Origin of the sequence: Actinokineospora fastidiosa (genome assembly GCF_014648415.1) — a bacterium.
In the GTDB taxonomy this organism is placed as follows: Bacteria; Actinomycetota; Actinomycetes; order Mycobacteriales; family Pseudonocardiaceae; genus Actinokineospora; species Actinokineospora fastidiosa.
The window spans coordinates 191,331-208,554 of record NZ_BMRB01000005.1; the positions used below are offsets into that span (position 1 = coordinate 191,331).

The following is a 17,224-nucleotide window of genomic DNA, read 5'->3' on the forward strand; positions in this document are numbered from 1 at the left end:
TCCTGGCCTCAGACTCGCTCGATGATGGTCGCGACGCCCATGCCGCCGCCGATGCACAGGGTCACCAGGGCGCGGCGCTCGCCGCGGCGCTCCAGCTCGTCGAGCACGGTGCCCAGGATCATCGCGCCGGTCGCGCCGAGCGGGTGGCCCATGGCGATGGCCCCGCCGTTGACGTTGATCTTCTCGTGCGGGATGTCGAGGTCCTTCATGAACTTCAGGACCACCGCGGCGAACGCCTCGTTGAGCTCCCACAGGTCGATGTCGTCCGCGGTGAGCCCGGCCAGCCGCAGCGCCTTCTGCGCGGCCGGGGTCGGGCCCGTCAGCATGATGGTGGGCTCGGCGCCGGTCACCGCCGCGGAGACGATGCGCCCGCGCGGGGCCAGGCCCGCGGCCTTGCCCGCCTCCTCGGTGCCGATGAGCACCAGCGCGGCGCCGTCGACGATGCCGGAGGAGTTCGCGGCCGTGTGGACGTGGTCGATCTTCTCGACCCAGTGGTACTTCTGCAGCGCGACGGCGTCGAAGCCGCCCATCTCGCCGATCCCCGCGAACGACGGCTGCAGCTTGCCCAGGCTCTCCACGGTGGAGCCGGGGCGCATGTGCTCGTCGTGGTCGAGCAGGGTCACGCCGTTGCGGTCGCGCACCGGGACCACGGACTTGGCGAAGTAGCCGCCCTCCCAGGCCCGGGCCGCGCGGTTCTGCGACTCGACGGCGTAGGCGTCGACGTCCTCGCGGGAGAAGCCCTCGATGGTGGCGATCAGGTCGGCGCTGATGCCCTGCGGGACGAAGTAGGAGTCGTAGTTGGTCTCCGGGTCGAGGAACCACGCGCCGCCGTCGGAGCCCATCGGCACCCGGGACATGGACTCCACGCCACCGGCGATGACCAGCCGGTTCCAGCCCGCGCGGACCTTCTCGGCCGCGGTGTTGACCGCTTCGAGGCCCGAGGCGCAGAACCGGTTGAGCTGCACGCCCGCGACCGTGTCCGGCAGGCCCGCGGCGATGGCGGCCGTGCGGGAGATGACCGCGCCCTGGTCGCCGACCGGGGAGACGACGCCCAGCACGATGTCGTCGATGGTGGCCGGGTCCAGCTCGGGGTGGCGGGACCTGAGTTCGTCGATCAGCCCGGTGACCAGGCTGATCGGCTTGACGCCGTGCAGCGACCCGTTCTTCTTGCCGCGCCCGCGCGGCGTGCGGATCGCCTCGTAGATGAAGGCTTCGGTGCTCACGCCCGACCGGTCCTCTCCTCGGAGGCTTCGCTAATGACGATTAACTTTCTCTCGCGGATGCGCTGGTTGTCAACGGGTCAGGGTCGGCCGTACGGTGTTAGACGGTTCTCACGCGTCGGAGGTGCAGGTGACGACCAGCCCGGTCCGCAGACCCCGCGACCGCAAGGCCCAGCTGGCCACCGCCGCCGCCGACCTGTTCCGCAGGCACGGCTACCACGCCGTCGGCGTGAACGACATCGCCGCGGCCGTGGGCATCACCGGGCCCGGCATGTACCGGCACTTCCAGAACAAGCAGGCCGTGCTGGGGCACGTCCTGCTGACCGGCGTCGACGCCCTGGCCGCCCGGCTCAACGGGGTCCTGGACGGGTTCGGCGACCCGGAGTCGGGGCTGCGGCCGCTGCTCCGCGCCGCCGCGGAGATCTCCATCGACCAGCGCGACCTCACCGCGCTCTGGCGCTGGCAGGGGCGCCACCTGCACCAGGCCGACCAGAAGGAGATCATCCGGCGCACCGGCGTGCTGCTCGGCGGCTGGCAGGCAGGCCTGCGCAGGCTGCGCCCCGAACTGGGCGACCGGGACGCGCTGCTGCTCTGCTTCGCGGCGCTGAGCGTGTTCGGCAGTGTCGGGGATCACCACGCCGCGCCCGCGCGCGAGCGCTTCGTCGACCTGCTGGCCGACCTTGCCGAGACGGCCGTGCGCAGCCCGGTGGTGCCGTCGACGGAGACCACCGCGGTCCGGCCGCGGCCAGCGGTGGCCGCCAGCCGCCGGGAGGAGCTGCTGACCGCGGCGACCCGGCTGTTCCGCGACCACGGCTTCCACGCGGTCAGCATGGAGGACATCGGCGCGGCGGCCGGGATCGCCGGGCCCAGCATCTACCGGCACTTCGCGGGCAAGTCCGACATCCTGCTGGCGGCCAGCCGCCGGATGGCCGACCGCCTCACCCTCGGCCTGAACGACTCCCTGTCCGAGGCGACGTCGCCGCGCGACGCCCTGCACCGCCTGGCGCGCTCCTATGTGGACACCGTGCTGCGGTCGGACGACCTGATCGCGGTGTACGCCAACGAGATCGGCAACCTGCCCGAGCGCGACGCCAAGGAGATGCGGCGGCTCCAGCGGGCCTACGTCGCGGAGTGGGTGCGGCTGCTGCGCGAGGTGTCGCCGTCGCTCAGCGACGCGGAGGCCCGGGTGGTCGTGCAGGCGGCGCTGACGGTGGTCAACGACCTGCCCCGCACCCGAGGGGTCAACGACCGCCCCCGGCTGGCCACCGAACTGACCGCGCTGGCCGTGGGCCTGCTGGACTCCCAGGCCTAGCCCGCCCGACTGGCCTGCCTGCGGCCTAGCTGCCCGCGCGGTAGGACTCGCCGCCGGTGCTGGCCTCGAAGGCGGCGCGGACCTCGACGGTGTCGTACACGATGTAGAGGCGCTTGGCCTTGCCCTCCTCGTCGAACTGGAAGACGTCGACCACGTCGAAGGGGGCGGAGGTGCCGTCGACGAGGGTCCAGTCGTAGTAGAACCACAGCGAGACGAGCGGGTCGCCGTCGGCGGCGCTGCCGCTCATGGTGCCGATCAGCGTCAGCGACGACGAGTAGCTGTCCTCGAACAGCTGGGTGTAGAACTGCTCGGCGGGCCGCGGGCCGTACAGCGGGGAGTGCACCTGCCCGTCCTCGGCGAACAGCGCCAGGACGCCGTCGAGGTCCCTGCTCTCCAGCGCGGACAGGTAGGCATCGGCGAACTGCTCGATGCTCTGCACGGCGGTGGTCATCCGCGTATCCCCCTCGGTTCGTGCGCCTCCAGTGCCGCAGTGAGGATCGCGCACCGGCTCGGCCGCGCTCATCTCCGAGGCGGACGTGATTCCGTCATGCCGAGTGGCCGAGCGGGCCTGCCGGTGTTTCAGTAATGGCCATGCAGCAGCTCGCCGCGTTCGACGCCGGTATCGCCGAGTTCGACCGGCGGGTGCGCCTGGTCCGGGACTGGGACGCGCCCACCCCCTGTACCGAGTGGACTGTGCGCGACCTGGTCAACCACGTCACCAGGGAACACCTCTGGGCCCCCTACCTGCTGCGCGGCGCCACCATCGCCGAGGTCGGCGACCGCTTCGACGGCGACGTCCTGGGCCCCGACCCGGTCGACACCTGGGTCAAGGCCGCGACCGGCTCCATCGACGCCTTCCACCAGCGCGGCGCCCTCGTCGGCCAGGTCCACACCAGCGGCGGCCCGATCAACGCCGACGAGTACGCGTGGCAGATGATCTTCGACCTCACCATCCACGCCTGGGACCTCGCCCGCGGCGCGGGTTTGGACGAGCACCTGAACCCCGACCTGGTGATGACGGTGACCGACGAGCTCAGCCCCTACTTCCCGGTCTGGTACGGCGCCATCCTCGACCACCCGGTCCCGACCCCGGTGGACGCGGACCCCCAGGATCGCCTCATCGCCGCGACCGGCAGGCAGCCCTAGCGCAGGCCCACACCTGCCCGGCGAACACCGCTTCCGGGTGCTCTGCGGGCACAGCGGGGGAAAGCGGCGCGACCGCGGTTTCCATTCGACGGGTGGGCATGCCCTGGTCATGTCGAGAACGGCATGACGGTGTCACAGCGCCGAGCCCGTCACGGTGGGGGCGGAGGGCCTGCATCGCACCGGCAGCCGGTGATGGTGATGTCGCCGTGGATCGCGCCCGCCTGGATGACCGGGCCGTGGACGGTTCCACTGACCTGGTTCACCACGGAGGGCGGTCGGGGCCGGAGCCGGTCGGCCAGTCCGAGCCCCAGCTTCACCGAGAAGACCGTCAGTCCGGCGACCACGGGGATCGCCAGGAGCCAGGGGAGCCAGTCGGCCTCCCCCTGGGATAGCGGCAATCGCTCCGGGAGACCACGACCTTCAGCGGTCCAGTGTCGCGTGCAGCATCGACGCCCACTCCGTCAGCACGCGGTGGCGGCGTTTGGCGTCGTCGGTGAGGAGGTTGGCCAGGCCGAAGCCGCGGGCGAGGTCCAGGGTGGCCTGGACTGCCTCGCGGACGCCGGGGCGGGACTCGTCGGCGCCCAGGGCCTCGACGGTGAGGCGGTGGGCCTCGCGGCCGACGTGGGCCTCCAGGGGGACCACCTTGGCGCGCAGGGGCTCGTCGGAGGCCGCCGCGACCCACAGTTGCAGCGCGGCGCGGAACAGCTTTCCCGCGTACATCTCGCCGATGGTCTGCACCACGTGCTCGGTACGGGCCAGGCCCGGCGGCAGCGACGGCAGTTCCGCGCGCATCGCGGCGAGGCGTTCGTCGGTGACGTGCTCGATCGCGGCGGTGAACAGGTCCTCGCGGGTCGGGAAGTGGTGTTGGGCCGCGCCCCGGGACACGCCCGCGCGTTCGGCGACGACGGACACCGTGCTGCCCGTCCAGCCGACCTCGGCCAGGCAGTCGACGGCCGCGTCCAGCAGCCGCCGCCGGGTGGCCCGGCTGCGGTCCTGGCGCGGCTCGCCCACCTGTCTCCCCCTCAGTACGACTTGGGCAGTCCCAGCGAGAACTGCGCCACGAAGTTCAGCACCATCTCCCGGCTCACCGGGGCGATCCTGGTCAGCCGGGACGCCGCGACGAGCGCACCGAGACCGTACTCGCTGGCCAGGCCGTTGCCGCCGTGGGTCTGCACGGCAGCGTCCACGGCCCGCACGACGGCCTCGCCCGCGGCGTACTTGGCCATGTTGGCGGCCTCGCCCGCGGCCATGTCGTCGCCTGCGTCGTAGAGCGCCGCGGCCTTCTGGGTCATCAGTTTGGCCAGCTCCAGCTCGATCTTGGCCTGGGCGAGCGGGTGCGCGACGGCCTGGTGGGCGCCGATCGGCTCCTTCCACACCGTGCGCGTCTTCGCGTAGTCGACCGCCTTGTCCAGCGCGAACCGCCCCATGCCGATGGCGAAGGACGCCGCCATGATGCGCTCGGGGTTCAGGCCCGCGAACAGCTGCATCAGCGCCGCGTCCTCGGACCCGATGAGCGCGTCGTGCGGCAGCGCCACCTCGTCGAAGAACAGGCTGAACTGCCGGTCCGGGGAGATGATGTCCATCGGGATGGGCTGGTAGGTGAACGCGTCCGTCGGCACGACGAACAGCGCGGGCTTGAGCTTGCCCGTCTTGGCGTCCTCGGTCCGCCCGACGACCAGCACGGACTCCGACTCGTCCACGCAGGAGATGTAGACCTTGCGGCCGGTCAGCACCCAGCCGTCGGCGGTCCGCTTCGCCGTCGTGGTGATCCTGTGGGAGTTCGAGCCCGCGTCCGGCTCGGTGATCGCGAACGCCATCCGCAGCGAGCCGTCGGCGAAGCGCGGCAGATAACGCCGCTTCTGCTCGTCCGTCCCATACCGGGTGATGATGGTCGCGCAGATCGCGGGCGAGACCACCATCTGCAGCAGGCCCGCGCCCGCCGCGCCCAGCTCCTCGCACACCGCGGCGAGGTCGCCGATGCCGCCGCCCCCGCCGCCGTACTCCTCGGGCACGTTCACCCCGAGGTAGCCCAGGCGGCCCGCCTCCTCCCACAGCTCCGTGGTGTGCCCGCCGGAGCGGGCCTTCTCGACGGTGTAGGTGTGCCCGTACTTGTGTCCCAGCTCGGCGACGGCCTTGCGCAGCGCCTGCCGTTCCGCGCTCTCGGTGAAGGTCACGCTTCCTCCTCGCTCACCACGGCCAGCACCCGGCCGACGTCGACCTGGTCTCCGGCGCCCACGCCCAGTTCGGTCACCACGCCGTCGGCGGGCGCGTCGATCCGGTGCTCCATCTTCATCGCCTCCAGCCACAGCAGCGGCTGCCCCGCGCTGACCCGCTCGCCCGCCGCGACGGCCACCCGCACCACGGTCCCCGGCATCGGCGCGAGCAGCGAGCCCGCGGCCACCTGGTCGGCCGGATCGGTGAACGGGCTGACGTGCGTCAGCGCCACCGACCCGCCATCGGTGTCCACGTAGGACACATTACCGTGCCGGGCCACCGCGAACCTGCGCCGCACCCCGTTGACCTCCAGCACCACCAGCCCCGGCGACGCCGACACGAGCGTGGCCGGGCCGTCGGGCACGCCCAGGGTGTAGCGCGCCTCGTGCTCGCCGTGCGCCGAGGTGAACCGCTTGACCTGCGGCTGCGACACCACGTTGCGCCAGCCGCCGGGGATGCGGCCCAGCACGCGCGCGCTCGCGCGGTTGGCCTCGGCGTCGGCCAGCGCCGCGGCCAGCGCGCACAGCTCGACGTCCTCCTTGTCCAGCAGCGGCGCGGCCAGCGCGGACAGGCCGTGCCGGTCGAAGAACGCCGTGTCGGTCTCCCCCGCCAGGAACGCCGGGTGCCGGAGCACGGTGACCAGCAGGTCCCGGTTGGTGGTCACGCCGTGCACCCGAGTCTTGACCAGCGCACCGGCCAGCGTCCGGGCCGCGCTGGTGCGGTCCGGGGCCCACGCGATGACCTTGGCGAGCATCGGGTCGTAGTGGACGCTCACCACCGAGCCCGGCTCCACCCCGGAGTCCACCCGGACGCCGGGCGGGACGGCGAAGTCGTGCAGCGTGCCGCTTTGCGGGCGCCAGTCCGCCGCGGGGTCCTCGGCGTACAGGCGGACCTCGATGGCGTGCCCGGTGGTCGGCGGCGGATCGGCGGGCAGCGCCGCGCCCTCGGCGATGGCCAACTGCCAGCGCACAAGGTCAAGGCCGGTGACGGCCTCGGTCACCGGGTGCTCGACCTGCAGCCGGGTGTTCATCTCCAGGAAGAAGAACCGGCCCGTCTCGTCGGCCAGGAACTCCACGGTGCCCGCGCCGGTGTAATCGATCGCCTTGGCGGCCTTGCGCGCTGCGTCGAACAGGCCCGCGCGCATCTCGTCCGACACCAGCGGCGACGGCGCCTCCTCGATCACCTTCTGGTGCCTGCGCTGGATCGAGCACTCGCGCTCGCCCACCGCCCACACCGTGCCGTGCGCGTCGGCGAGGACCTGCACCTCGATGTGCCTGCCGCGCTCGATGTAGGGCTCGCAGAACACCGTCGGGTCGCCGAAGGCCGAGCCCGCCTCCGAGCGCGCCGCCTCGATCGCGCCGGGCAGCTCCGCCAGCGTCCGGACGATCCGCATGCCCCGGCCGCCGCCGCCCGCCGACGCCTTGACCAGCACCGGCAGGTCGGCCTCGGTGACCTCGGCGAGTTCGGCCAGGACCGGGACCCCGGCGTCGGCCATGATCCGCTTGGCCTCGATCTTGGAGCCCATCGCCTCGATCGCGGCGGCGGGCGGGCCGACCCAGGTCAGCCCGGCCTCGGTCACCGCGCGGGCGAAGGCGGCGTTCTCCGACAGGAACCCGTACCCGGGGTGGACGGCGTCGGCCCCGGCGTCGACGGCGGCCCTGACCAGCAGGTCCGCGCGCAGGTAGGTGTCCGACGGCGCGGCGCCGGGCAGCCGCACGGCCGTGTCGGCCTCGGCGACGTGCGGGGCGTCGGCGTCCGGGTCGGAGAACACCGCGACGGTGCCCAGGCCCAGCTCGCGGGCGGTGCGGAAGACCCGGCGGGCGATCTCGCCCCGGTTGGCCACCAGAACCGAAGTGATCATCACGGCCCTCACATCCGGAAGACGCCGAAGCCGTCGGCGCCCTGGATCGGTCCATTGTGGATGGCGGACAGGCTGATGCCGAGCACCGTGCGGGTGTCGCGCGGGTCGATGATGCCGTCGTCGTAGAGCATCCCGGAGAGGAACATCGGCAGCGACTCCGCCTCGATCTGGCCCTCGACCATGGCCCGCATCGCCGCGTCGTGCTCCTCGTTGTACGGCTGCCCGGCGCGCTCGGCGTTCTGCCGCATGACGATCGAGAGCACGCCCGCGAGCTGCGCCGGTCCCATGACCGCCGACTTGGCGCTGGGCCAGGCGAAGAGGAACCGAGGGTCGTACGCCCGCCCGCACATGCCGTAGTGGCCGGCGCCGTAGGAGGCGCCCATGAGGATGGAGATGTGCGGGACCGTCGAGTTCGACACCGCGTTGATCATCATCGCGCCGTGCTTGATGATGCCGCTCTGCTCGTAGTCCTTGCCGACCATGTAGCCGGTGGTGTTGTGCAGGAAGATCAGCGGCGTGTCGGTCTGGTTGGCCAGCTGGATGAACTGGGTGGCCTTCTGCGACTCCTCGCCGAACAGCACCCCGCGCGCGTTGGCCAGGATGCCGACCGGGTAGCCGTGCACGCTCGCCCACCCGGTCACCAGGCTGGTGCCGTAGAGCGGCTTGAACTCGTCGAAGTCCGAGCCGTCGACCACCCGGGCGATGACCTCGCGCGGGTCGAACGGGATCTTGAGGTTGGTCGGGACGATGCCGAGCAGGTCCTCGGCGTCGTGCAGCGGCTCGCTGTAGTCGGTGCGCGGCTGCGGCCCCTGCTTGCGCCAGTTGAGCCGGGCGATCACCCGGCGGCCGACGCGGATGGCGTCCTGCTCGTCCACGGCGAGGTAGTCGGCGAGGCCGGAGACGCGGGCGTGCATCTCCGCCCCGCCCAGCGACTCGTCGTCGGACTCCTCGCCGGTGGCCATCTTGACCAGCGGCGGTCCGCCGAGGAAGACCTTGGCGCGCTCCTTGACCATGACGACGTAGTCCGACATGCCCGGCAGGTACGCCCCGCCCGCCGTCGAGTTGCCGAACACGAGCGCCACGGTGGGGATCTTGCGGGCGGAGGCGCGGGTCAGGTCGCGGAAGGTCCGCCCGCCCGGGATGAAGATCTCCTTCTGGGTCGGCAGGTCCGCGCCGCCGGACTCGACCAGGTTGATCGTGGGCAGGCGGTTCTGCGCGGCGATGTCGGCGGCGCGGAAGCCCTTGCGCATGCCCCACGGGTTGATCGCGCCGCCCTTGACGGTCGGGTCGCTGGCGTTGATCAGGCACTCGACGCCCTCCACGACGCCGATGCCGGTGACCAGGCTGCCCCCGACCTGGTAGTCGGTGCCCCACGCGGCCAGCGGGGACAGTTCCAGGAACGGCGAGTCCGGGTCGAGCAGCAGCTCGATCCGTTCGCGGGCGAGCAGTTTGCCGCGCTTGCGGTGGCGGGTGACGTACTTCTCGCCGCCGCCCGCAACCGCCTTCGCCTGTTCCCGGCGCAGCTCGTCGAGCTTGGCCAGCATGGCGTCGGCGTTGGCCTTGAACTCGTCGGCGGCGGTGTCGACGGTGGTGCGCAGGACGGTCATGCCGTGTACCCCAATCGCTTCGCGGCGAGCCCGGTCATGATCTCGTTGGTGCCGCCGCCGATGCCGAGGATGCGCAGATCCCGGTAGTGTCGTTCCACTTCGGACTCGCGCATGTAGCCGAGGCCGCCGTGCAGCTGGACGGCCTGGTTGACGACCCACTCCCCGGCCTCGACCGCGGTGTTCTTGGCGAAGCACACCTCGGCGATGACGTCATCGCCGTCGAGGTGCCGCTGGGCGACGTGCCGGGTGTAGGTGCGGGCGACGTCGATCCTGCGGGCCATCTCGGTCAGCGTGTTCTGGACCGCCTGCCGGGAGATCAGCGGCCGGTTGAACGTCTCGCGGTTGCGGCACCATTCGAGCGTCAGGTCGAGGGCGCGCTGGGCGTGCGCGTACGCCTGGACGGCCAGGGTCAGCCGCTCGGCGACGAAGTTGACCGCGATCTGGATGAAGCCGGTGTCCTCCTGGCCGACCAGGTTGGCCCTGGGGACGCGGCAGTCGGTGAAGGCCAGCTCGGCGGTGTCGGAGCAGTGCCAGCCCATCTTCTCCAGCTTGCGGCTGACCGTGAACCCGGGCGTGCCCTTCTCGATGACGAGCAGCGAGATGCCGTGCGCGCCCTTCCCGCCCGTGCGGACGGCGGTGGTGACGAAGTCGGCGCGGACCCCGGAGGTGATGAACGTCTTGGCGCCGTTGACGACGTAGTGGTCGCCGTCGGCCTTGGCCGTGGTGCGGATGTTGGCGACGTCGGACCCGCCGTCGGGCTCGGTGATGGCGAGCGCGCCGATCCTGTGGCCGTCGAGCGTCGGGCGGACCCACTTGGCGATCTGCTCGGGGTCCCCCGCGCCCGCGATGTGCGGGACGGCGATGCCGCAGGTGAGCAGGCCGGCGATGAGCCCGCCGGACGCGCCCGCGTAGTGCATCTCCTCGACGACGGCCATCGCGTCGATGAGGTCCCCGCCCCCGCCGCCGACGGCCTCGGGGAAGGCGACGCCGAGCAGGCCCTTCTCCCCCGCCTTGCGGTGCAGCTCACGGGGCAGCTCGCCGTCGCGCTCCCACTGGTCGAGGTGCGGGAGGACCTCCCGCGCCATGAACGCGCGCACGGTCTCCCTGAGCTCGCGGCGCTCGAACGGGTTCACAGCAGCTCCTCCGGGATGTCGACGTGCCTGCTCCGGAACCACTCGCCCAACCCCTTGGCCTGCGGGTCGAACCGCGTGCTCGCGGCGACCCCCTGGCCGAGCAGTCCTTTGAGGACGAAGTTCAGCGCGTGCAGGTTGGGCAACTCGTGCCGCTCGACGTCCCCAGCCTCGGGCAGCAACTCCTTGAGCCGTCCGACCGTCAGCTCCCGCACGAGCCACGGATAGGCGTTCGGGTCGCGCACCCAGACACCGAGGTTCGCGTTTCCACCCTTGTCCCCCGACCGCGCCCCCACGACGACACCGATCGGCAGACGCCTTGTACCACCGGAGGCGGCCACCCGCACCCCGCCATCCACACCTGCGCGCCCCTCCCCACCGTCTGTCCACAACCGACCAGTAACCCCTTCCCCGCCAGCGGGAGCGGAGTAGACTGGAGCAGGGCCGTCCCCCCAGGGAGCGGTGGGGGCCGTTTGGTGGTGTTCGCTGGGGGCGGAAACGGGTGGGGTGGGGGGCCAGGGGATGGTGGTGCGGGTGCCGTCGGGGTGGACGGCGATGTGCGGGACGTCGGTGCGGAGGACGTATTCGGGACGGTAGACGCCTACCGGGGTGCCGTCGGATGGTGGGGCGGTCAGGATGAAGCCGGGGTACGAGGCCAGGGCGAGTTCGACGGCGGCGCGGGAGAACGCCTTCGCGCGGGCCGGGTCCGGGGTGCGGACGGTGGCGTGCAGCAGGGCGCTGGCGGTCTCCTCGGTGTCGGCGTCCTCGCGGTCCGTGCGGGCCAGGGTCCAGGTGATGTCCTCGCCGGGCAGCTGGCGGCGGACCAGGGCGGCTTTGGCGTCGATGTCGAGTCCGGTGAGGACAAACGTCGCGCTGTTGCGGAAGCCGTCGAGGGTGTTGACGCAGACCTTGACCGTCGGCGGGGGCGGGGAGCCCTGGACGCCGCTGATCCGCACGCGGTCGGGGCCGTCGGGGGTCAGCACGATCATGTCGAAGTGGGTGGTGACGTCGGGGCCGAGGTAGCGGGCGCCCTGGATCTCGTAGAGCAGCTGCGCCGTCACGGTCTCGACCGTCACCGCGCCGCCGGTGCCGGGGTGCTTGGTGATCACCGACGAGCCGTCCGCGTCGACCTCGGCGATGGGGAAGCCCAGGTGCTCGGCGCCCGGGATCTCGGTGAAGAACGCGTAGTTCCCGCCGGTCGCCTGGGTGCCGCACTCGATGACGTGACCCGCCACCGTCGCGCCCGCGAGGGCGTCGTAATCGGTGGGCGTCCAGCCGTGGTGCGCGGCGGCGGCGCCGACGACCAGCGACGCGTCGGTGACGCGGCCGGTGACGACGACGTCGGCGCCCGCGTTCAGACACGACGCGATGCCCCAGCCGCCGAGGTAGGCGTTGGCGGTCAGGGCGCCGTGCAGGCCCAGTTCGGCGGCGCGGGGCAGCAGGTCGTCGCCCTCGACGTGGGCGACGCGCGCGGGGAAGCCCAGCGCGCGCACGGCGTCGGCCAGTCCGGCGGGGTTGAGGCCGCCAGCGTTGACGACGATCTTGACGCCGCGCTCCAGGGCGTCTGCCAGGCAGTCCTTGGCCTGCTTGAGGAAGGTCCTGGCGTACCCGGCGGACGGGTCGGCCATCTTCTGGCGGCCCAGGATGAGCATGGTCAGCTCGGCCAGGTAGTCGCCGGTGATCACGTCGACCGGGCCGCCGTCGAGCATCTCGCGCATCGCGGAGATGCGGTCGCCGTAGAAGCCGGAGACGTTCGCGATGCGGATCACGCGCGGGCCCGCCCTTCCCCCGGCGGCCCGGCGAACGCCTGCGCGATGCCGAGCCAGCGGTCGGCCTCCGCGCCCTCGGCGGTCAGGGCCGTGTCGTCGCGGTGGACGCGCTGGGTCACCAGCAGGCAGAAGTCGAGCGCGGGGCCCGACACCCGCTGCTCGGCGTCCTCCGGCCCCCACGTCCACACCTCGTCGGACGGCCCGGCCAACTCCACGCGGAACGGCTCGGCCGGGACCGGGAGGTCGCGCACGACGTAGGCGAAGTCGCGGGTGCGGACCCCGATGTGCGCCACGTGCCGCAGCCGGGGCGTCGCCTCCCGCGCGATTCCGAGCGCGTCGGCGACGTCGGTCCCGTGCGCCCAGGTCTCCATGATCCGCGCGGTGGCCATCGACGCGGGGCTCATCGGGGGCCCGAACCAGGGGATCCGCGTCCCGGCGGGCACGTTGGCCAGCGCGTCGGCCAGGGCGGCCCGGGTGCCGCGCCAGTGCTCCAGCAGGTCGGGCCGCCGCGCCACCTCCGCCGCGGCGTCGTCCACGACGCGGCTGGGGTCGCCTTCGGTGAAGGCCTTGACCGCGGCGGCCGCGAACCGCTCGGGGTCGGTGGCGGCGAGTATCGCCTGTTCGTCCGTCCAGGCGAGGTGGGCGATCTGGTGGGCGATGGTCCACCCGGTCGCCGGGGTCGGCAGCCGCCACTCGGCACCGGCGACCCGGGAGTCCAGCAGCTCACCCTCGTCCCGCAGGTCCGCGAGCAGCACGGTCAGGTCGATCACAGCTCAACCGTGGCATGCCCGCGGGGAGTTTTCAAGCATTCGTGCTTGATTGTTTTCAGGCGGCCAGCACGAGCGAGACGACCACTGGGGCCAGGTAGAGGAGCGGGAACGGGATGTGCGCCCACACCCTCGCCCTGGCCACGGTGATGACCGCGCCGATGAAGTAGACGACCAGCGCGATCCCCGCCGCCCAGCCGATGGCGGGCACGAGCAGCCCGACCACGAGCCCGACCGCTCCCGCAGCCTTGGCCGCGCCCAGCCAGTTCCACCACTTCTCCGGGACGCCGTACTCGCTGATCGGCTCGACCACCCACTTCGCCCGGAAGAACACGGACGCGGCCGAGAACCCGACCATCACAGCGGCAACCAAGGTGACAACGGTGTGCGACATGGGGAAACCCTTCTCCAACGTGCCTGTCACCCCTCTGACCCGACACCCACCCCAGATGTGACAGCCCTACGCCAGAACCGGTCCGTCAATTTCAGATGATGATGTCATATGATGACATCATCCGGATGGTAAGAGCATATGATGTCATCATGTGAACCTCCCGGGATGCGTCGCCGACAGGGCGGCCCGGGCAAAGGAGGCGATGCGGCAGGGACCCTCCAGGTGCGGCAAACACCGCATGCGGGGAGGAGAGGCTCTCCCCGCCATATCGCCCACCAGCAGATCGACCCTGCACCAGGACAAACCTGCAGCAGGCTCGCACAGAAGGTCGCCCCGCGCGCAGGTCCTCGCGCAAGCTGAACTCCCGAGCCCGCGCTGCCGATCCCACCCCGGCTGGAAGGCCGCGCCCCTGGGCTCGGCGCTTCACATATTGAGTTCGGGCGGTTGAAGACCGATACCCGGCAACGGGCACGCCGACTACATCCACCCGCCCGGCCTCGGCGCTCCACGTACTGAACTCGGCCGGCTGGAAGCCGATACCCGGCGACGGACACCCCGACTACATCCACCCGCCCGGCCTCAGCGCTCCACGTGCCGAACTCGGCCAACTAGAAGCCGATACCCAGCAACGACCACGCCCACTACATCCACCCGCCCGGGCTCACCCAGTCCTGAGATGCGTCCCCAGCAGGTCGCGTCGACCCTGCCGCAGGACTGGGCGATTCCCCGCGCTAGGCGCGCAGGTCGCCGCGGGCGCGCTGCCAGGCGGTGACTGTGTCGAGGCCGGCGGTCAGTTCTTCGCCCAGCATCGCCAGTTGGTGGTCGATCACCGGGTCGCCCAGTACCGCTCGGGCTGGTTTGGAGTCCAGCAGGGTCAGTGCCTCCCATGGCGTCCGGGCCAGTTCGCCCACTACTCGGGCCTCGTCGGGCAGCGGGAGGCGTTCTCGGACGCCTGCTATCCCGGCGCCCACCAGCGCCGCCACCACCAGGTGCGGGTGGGCGTCCGCACCGGCGAAGCGGGCCTCCAGGCGCAGGGAGCGGCCGCTGCCCGCCAGGCGGACGGCGGCGGTGCGGTCGTCGCGGCCCCAGCGCAGCGAGCGTGGGGAGAACGGGGCGGTGCGGAGGCGGACGTAGGAGTTCCACGTCGGCGCCCAGATGCCGGTCAGGTCCGGGGCGGCGCGCAGGATGCCCGCGATGAAGTGGCCGAAGAGCGCCGACGGCTCGCCGGGGGTAGCGCCCGCGGTCAGCGGCACACCCTCCGGGTCCGAAAGGGACAGATGGACGTGACACGAGCTGCCCATCCCCGACGCCTCCGCCGCCAGGTACCCCGCCCGCACGCCCCGCGCTGCGGCCGCTCGGCGGACAGCGGCCTGCAGCAGCATCGCGTCATCACACGCGGCGACGGCATCCCGGTGGCGCAGGACGATCTCGTACTGCCCCGGGTGCACCTCCCCGCGCGCGGACTCCGCGCCGAGGCCCAGGCCGTCGACGGCCGCGTGCACGTCGCCCAGCAGCGCGCGCAGCGGGGTCAGCCCCGCCACCGAGTAGTCCAGCCCCGCGGGCACCAGCGGCGCGCCGTCCGCGCCCGTGAACGTGGCCTCCTGCTCGATCCCCACCGACGGGACCAGCCCCAACTGCTCGGCGTCCGCCAGCCGCTCCCGCAGCGCCGTGCGCGGCGCCTCCGGCACTGGGCGGCCGTCGGGCCACTCGACGTCGCAGACCACCTGCCACACGCCCGGCTCCAGCGGGGCGAGGGTGGCCAGGTCCGGCCGCAGCACCAGATCGCCGTAACCGCCGAGGAACTGGTCGACAGCGGGCGCGTTGACCGTCTGCCGCGCCGGATTCCACCCGAAGACGTACGAGCAGAGCCCGTAACCGTTGGCCAGCACCGTGTCGACGAAGAAGTCCGCCCCCAGCTCGACGGCGGCGAAGCGCGCGTGCGGGTCGGGCGCCAGGCACACCACGCGCCGAACCTCGCCCGCGGACACCGCCGCGCGCAGCGACGCCGAGAGGGTCACCGCGGCCTTGGCGCGCGCGGCCAGCGTGCGCGGGCCGACCGGCCGCCGGTGGTCGATCACCAGGCACCGCCCGCGTCCGGGCCCGCCAGCGGGTTGAGCGCCCTGCCGAAGCGGACGTCGAACTCGTCGTCCCGGTCGATCTTGTCGAAGCCCTGGCCCGCGAGGTGCTCGCGGTTGAGGCAGACCCGTTCGACGTCGGGGGCGAACAGCCCGCACGCGTCGAACCGCGCCGCGGTCGACGGGTGGCTGTCCCGATAGGCGCCCACGATCTCCCGGACCCGCGCCCACAGCCGCGGCCGGGCGTAGTCCAGGTCGGCGTCGGCGATCTCGGCGATGAACCGCAGCTGGCCTGCGAACACCGAGCTGAACAACGACTGGACCAGCAGGTGCGCGGGCCAGCGCAGCATGTCCGCCGCGGCGTCGCCGCCGAGCCGGTCGTAGGCGGGCAGGTGCTCGTCGAGCAGGTCGACGCCCTGGGCGAAGTCCTTGATGGCCGCCCGCAGCGGCACACCCGCCGCATCGGTGATCAGGATGAGGTTCTGCCCGTGCGGGCAGAACCCGACGCCGTGCTCCAGCAGCCAGTGCAGCAGCGGCGTGAGCAGCAGGTCGAGCACCTTCGACAGCCACGCGTCCGGCTCCATCCCGGACTGGCGGACGAGGTGGGCGAGCACGCCGGGGTAGGGCAGGGCCGCAAAGGAGATCGCCCGCTCCCCCGGTGCCAGCCGGGTCCGGATGGGCTCGCGCCACAGCGCGCCCAGCGTCTCGTGGAAGCGGTACGGCAGCTCGTCGATCGCGCCGAACAAGGGATGCCGAACGGACACGCTCGCCACCTCGCCGAGCAGGTCGAAGCCCTGCAGCTGCTCGTCGGACGCGCGCACTTCGCGCAGCCATGTCGTCACCTGAGGCGCGGCCAGCGTCGCCGCCGACGCCAGACCCCGGTAGACGAGGGTGTTGCGCACCGACACGGCCGTCTTGACGTCCCTGCGCGTCGGGTGGGACGCGTTGGCCAGCGTGCGGATCGTCTGGTGTGGACGGTAGTGGTCCCGGCTCTCGCCCAGCGGCACGACGACGCCGGTCGCCAGCTCGGCGGCGTAGAGGGTGCCGATGATCTCGTCGAACTGCCAGGGGTGCACGGGGACGAGGGTGAAGTCGTCCGGGTCGGCCAGCCGGGCCCGGAACTCGGCCAGCTGGTCGCCCAGCTCCTCGGTGAGCAGCCCGTCCTCGGTGAGGTCGTCGGTGCACCGAAAGGCTGCGTGCTCGCGGCGCACGGCCACCCAGCGCAGCGGGAACGTCGTCCCCGCCTCCGGCGCGTAGCGCTCGCGGTCACGGCCGGAGAAGCCTACGCGGCCCTTGTTCAGCACCAGGCGAGGATGCCCGGTCAGCTTGCCGTCGGCGGTGTCGTAGTCCATTGCGGACAGTTCGGCCGCGGTCGGGGCCGACTCGATCCTGGTCGCCTCGTTGGCGACGGTCGCGGTCAGCTCGGAGAGCACGTCGGCCAGCCGCAGGCCGGTCAGGTCCAGCTCGGCGCGGGCGTCGACCACGAGCGCGCGCGGATCGTCGGCGGGCTCGCCGTTCCGCAGCGCGGTCCCCGGGCGCACCGCCCACGACTCGAACGCGCCCCGCCGCGCGGCGAAGCGGTACTCCGCGCCGCCGGACAGCGTGAGCCGCCAGTCGCGGAAGCCGCGCTCGTCCGGCTCGCCGACCGGCTCGGGGCGCAGCAGGCCCTCGTAGCTCAGCTCGCCGAGCATCTTGTGCACCACGGCCGCCCCCGCCGCCGCCCATGCCT

The 17,224-nt window shown here is 72.3% G+C and carries 15 protein-coding genes; 2 read left to right on the forward strand and 13 right to left on the reverse strand.

Annotated elements, in window-relative coordinates:
* Positions 1-8: 8 nt before the first annotated feature.
* Positions 9-1,223, reverse strand: coding sequence for an acetyl-CoA C-acetyltransferase (locus IEY98_RS25290; RefSeq protein WP_189213129.1), 1,215 nt, complete (start codon positions 1,221-1,223; stop codon positions 9-11).
* A gap of 127 nt (positions 1,224-1,350) precedes the next feature.
* Between IEY98_RS25290 and IEY98_RS25295 the strand changes: the two genes are divergently transcribed.
* Positions 1,351-2,532 carry a TetR/AcrR family transcriptional regulator gene (locus IEY98_RS25295; RefSeq protein ID WP_308425927.1) on the forward strand — a complete coding sequence of 394 codons (1,182 nt, stop codon included), beginning with the start codon at positions 1,351-1,353 and terminating at the stop codon, positions 2,530-2,532.
* A gap of 25 nt (positions 2,533-2,557) precedes the next feature.
* On the opposite strand, the gene IEY98_RS25300 is transcribed toward IEY98_RS25295, so the two are convergent.
* Positions 2,558-2,983, reverse strand: a complete 426-nt coding sequence (locus IEY98_RS25300; protein WP_189213130.1) for a nuclear transport factor 2 family protein — start codon at positions 2,981-2,983, stop codon at positions 2,558-2,560.
* A 140-nt stretch (positions 2,984-3,123) separates the two neighbouring features.
* On the opposite strand from IEY98_RS25300, the gene IEY98_RS25305 reads away from it, so the two are divergent.
* Positions 3,124-3,678 (forward strand): TIGR03086 family metal-binding protein, encoded by a 555-nt coding sequence (locus tag IEY98_RS25305; RefSeq protein ID WP_189213131.1) that lies wholly within the window; start codon positions 3,124-3,126, stop codon positions 3,676-3,678.
* 149 nt (positions 3,679-3,827) lie between these two features.
* Here the strand turns inward: IEY98_RS25305 and IEY98_RS25310 are convergent, their stop codons facing one another.
* From IEY98_RS25310 to IEY98_RS25360, 11 genes are all read right to left on the reverse strand, one after another.
* Positions 3,828-3,995, reverse strand: coding sequence for a hypothetical protein (locus IEY98_RS25310; protein ID WP_189213132.1), 168 nt, complete (start codon positions 3,993-3,995; stop codon positions 3,828-3,830).
* 103 nt (positions 3,996-4,098) lie between these two features.
* Positions 4,099-4,689 (reverse strand): TetR/AcrR family transcriptional regulator, encoded by a 591-nt coding sequence (locus IEY98_RS25315; protein ID WP_229787418.1) that lies wholly within the window; start codon positions 4,687-4,689, stop codon positions 4,099-4,101.
* Positions 4,690-4,700: 11 nt separating this feature from the next.
* A complete protein-coding gene (locus tag IEY98_RS25320; protein WP_189213133.1) occupies positions 4,701-5,852 on the reverse strand; it encodes an acyl-CoA dehydrogenase family protein in 1,152 nt (383 codons plus the stop codon).
* Entirely contained in the window at positions 5,849-7,753 is a 1,905-nt protein-coding gene (locus IEY98_RS25325) for an ATP-binding protein (protein WP_189213134.1), read from the reverse strand. The genes IEY98_RS25320 and IEY98_RS25325 overlap by 4 nt, the downstream gene beginning before the upstream one ends.
* 8 nt (positions 7,754-7,761) lie before the next feature.
* A complete protein-coding gene (locus IEY98_RS25330) occupies positions 7,762-9,360 on the reverse strand; it encodes an acyl-CoA carboxylase subunit beta (protein ID WP_189213135.1) in 1,599 nt (532 codons plus the stop codon).
* On the reverse strand, positions 9,357-10,493 hold the full coding sequence (locus IEY98_RS25335; protein WP_268244610.1) for an acyl-CoA dehydrogenase family protein: 1,137 nt from the start codon (positions 10,491-10,493) through the stop codon (positions 9,357-9,359). Before IEY98_RS25335 ends, IEY98_RS25330 begins: the two co-directional genes overlap by 4 nt.
* Complete coding sequence (locus tag IEY98_RS25340; RefSeq protein WP_268244611.1) at positions 10,490-12,259, reverse strand: acyclic terpene utilization AtuA family protein; 1,770 nt, start codon at positions 12,257-12,259, stop codon at positions 10,490-10,492. Before IEY98_RS25340 ends, IEY98_RS25335 begins: the two co-directional genes overlap by 4 nt.
* Positions 12,256-13,029 (reverse strand): TIGR03084 family metal-binding protein, encoded by a 774-nt coding sequence (locus tag IEY98_RS25345; RefSeq protein WP_189213136.1) that lies wholly within the window; start codon positions 13,027-13,029, stop codon positions 12,256-12,258. Before IEY98_RS25345 ends, IEY98_RS25340 begins: the two co-directional genes overlap by 4 nt.
* Positions 13,030-13,084: 55 nt before the next feature.
* Positions 13,085-13,420 carry a DoxX family protein gene (locus tag IEY98_RS25350; RefSeq protein WP_189213137.1) on the reverse strand — a complete coding sequence of 112 codons (336 nt, stop codon included), beginning with the start codon at positions 13,418-13,420 and terminating at the stop codon, positions 13,085-13,087.
* A 731-nt stretch (positions 13,421-14,151) separates the two neighbouring features.
* Positions 14,152-15,498: a type I glutamate--ammonia ligase gene (locus IEY98_RS25355; protein ID WP_189213138.1), complete on the reverse strand. Its 1,347-nt coding sequence runs from the start codon at positions 15,496-15,498 to the stop codon at positions 14,152-14,154.
* Positions 15,495-17,186: an IucA/IucC family protein gene (locus IEY98_RS25360; protein ID WP_189213293.1), complete on the reverse strand. Its 1,692-nt coding sequence runs from the start codon at positions 17,184-17,186 to the stop codon at positions 15,495-15,497. Before IEY98_RS25360 ends, IEY98_RS25355 begins: the two co-directional genes overlap by 4 nt.
* Positions 17,187-17,224 lie beyond the last annotated feature (38 nt).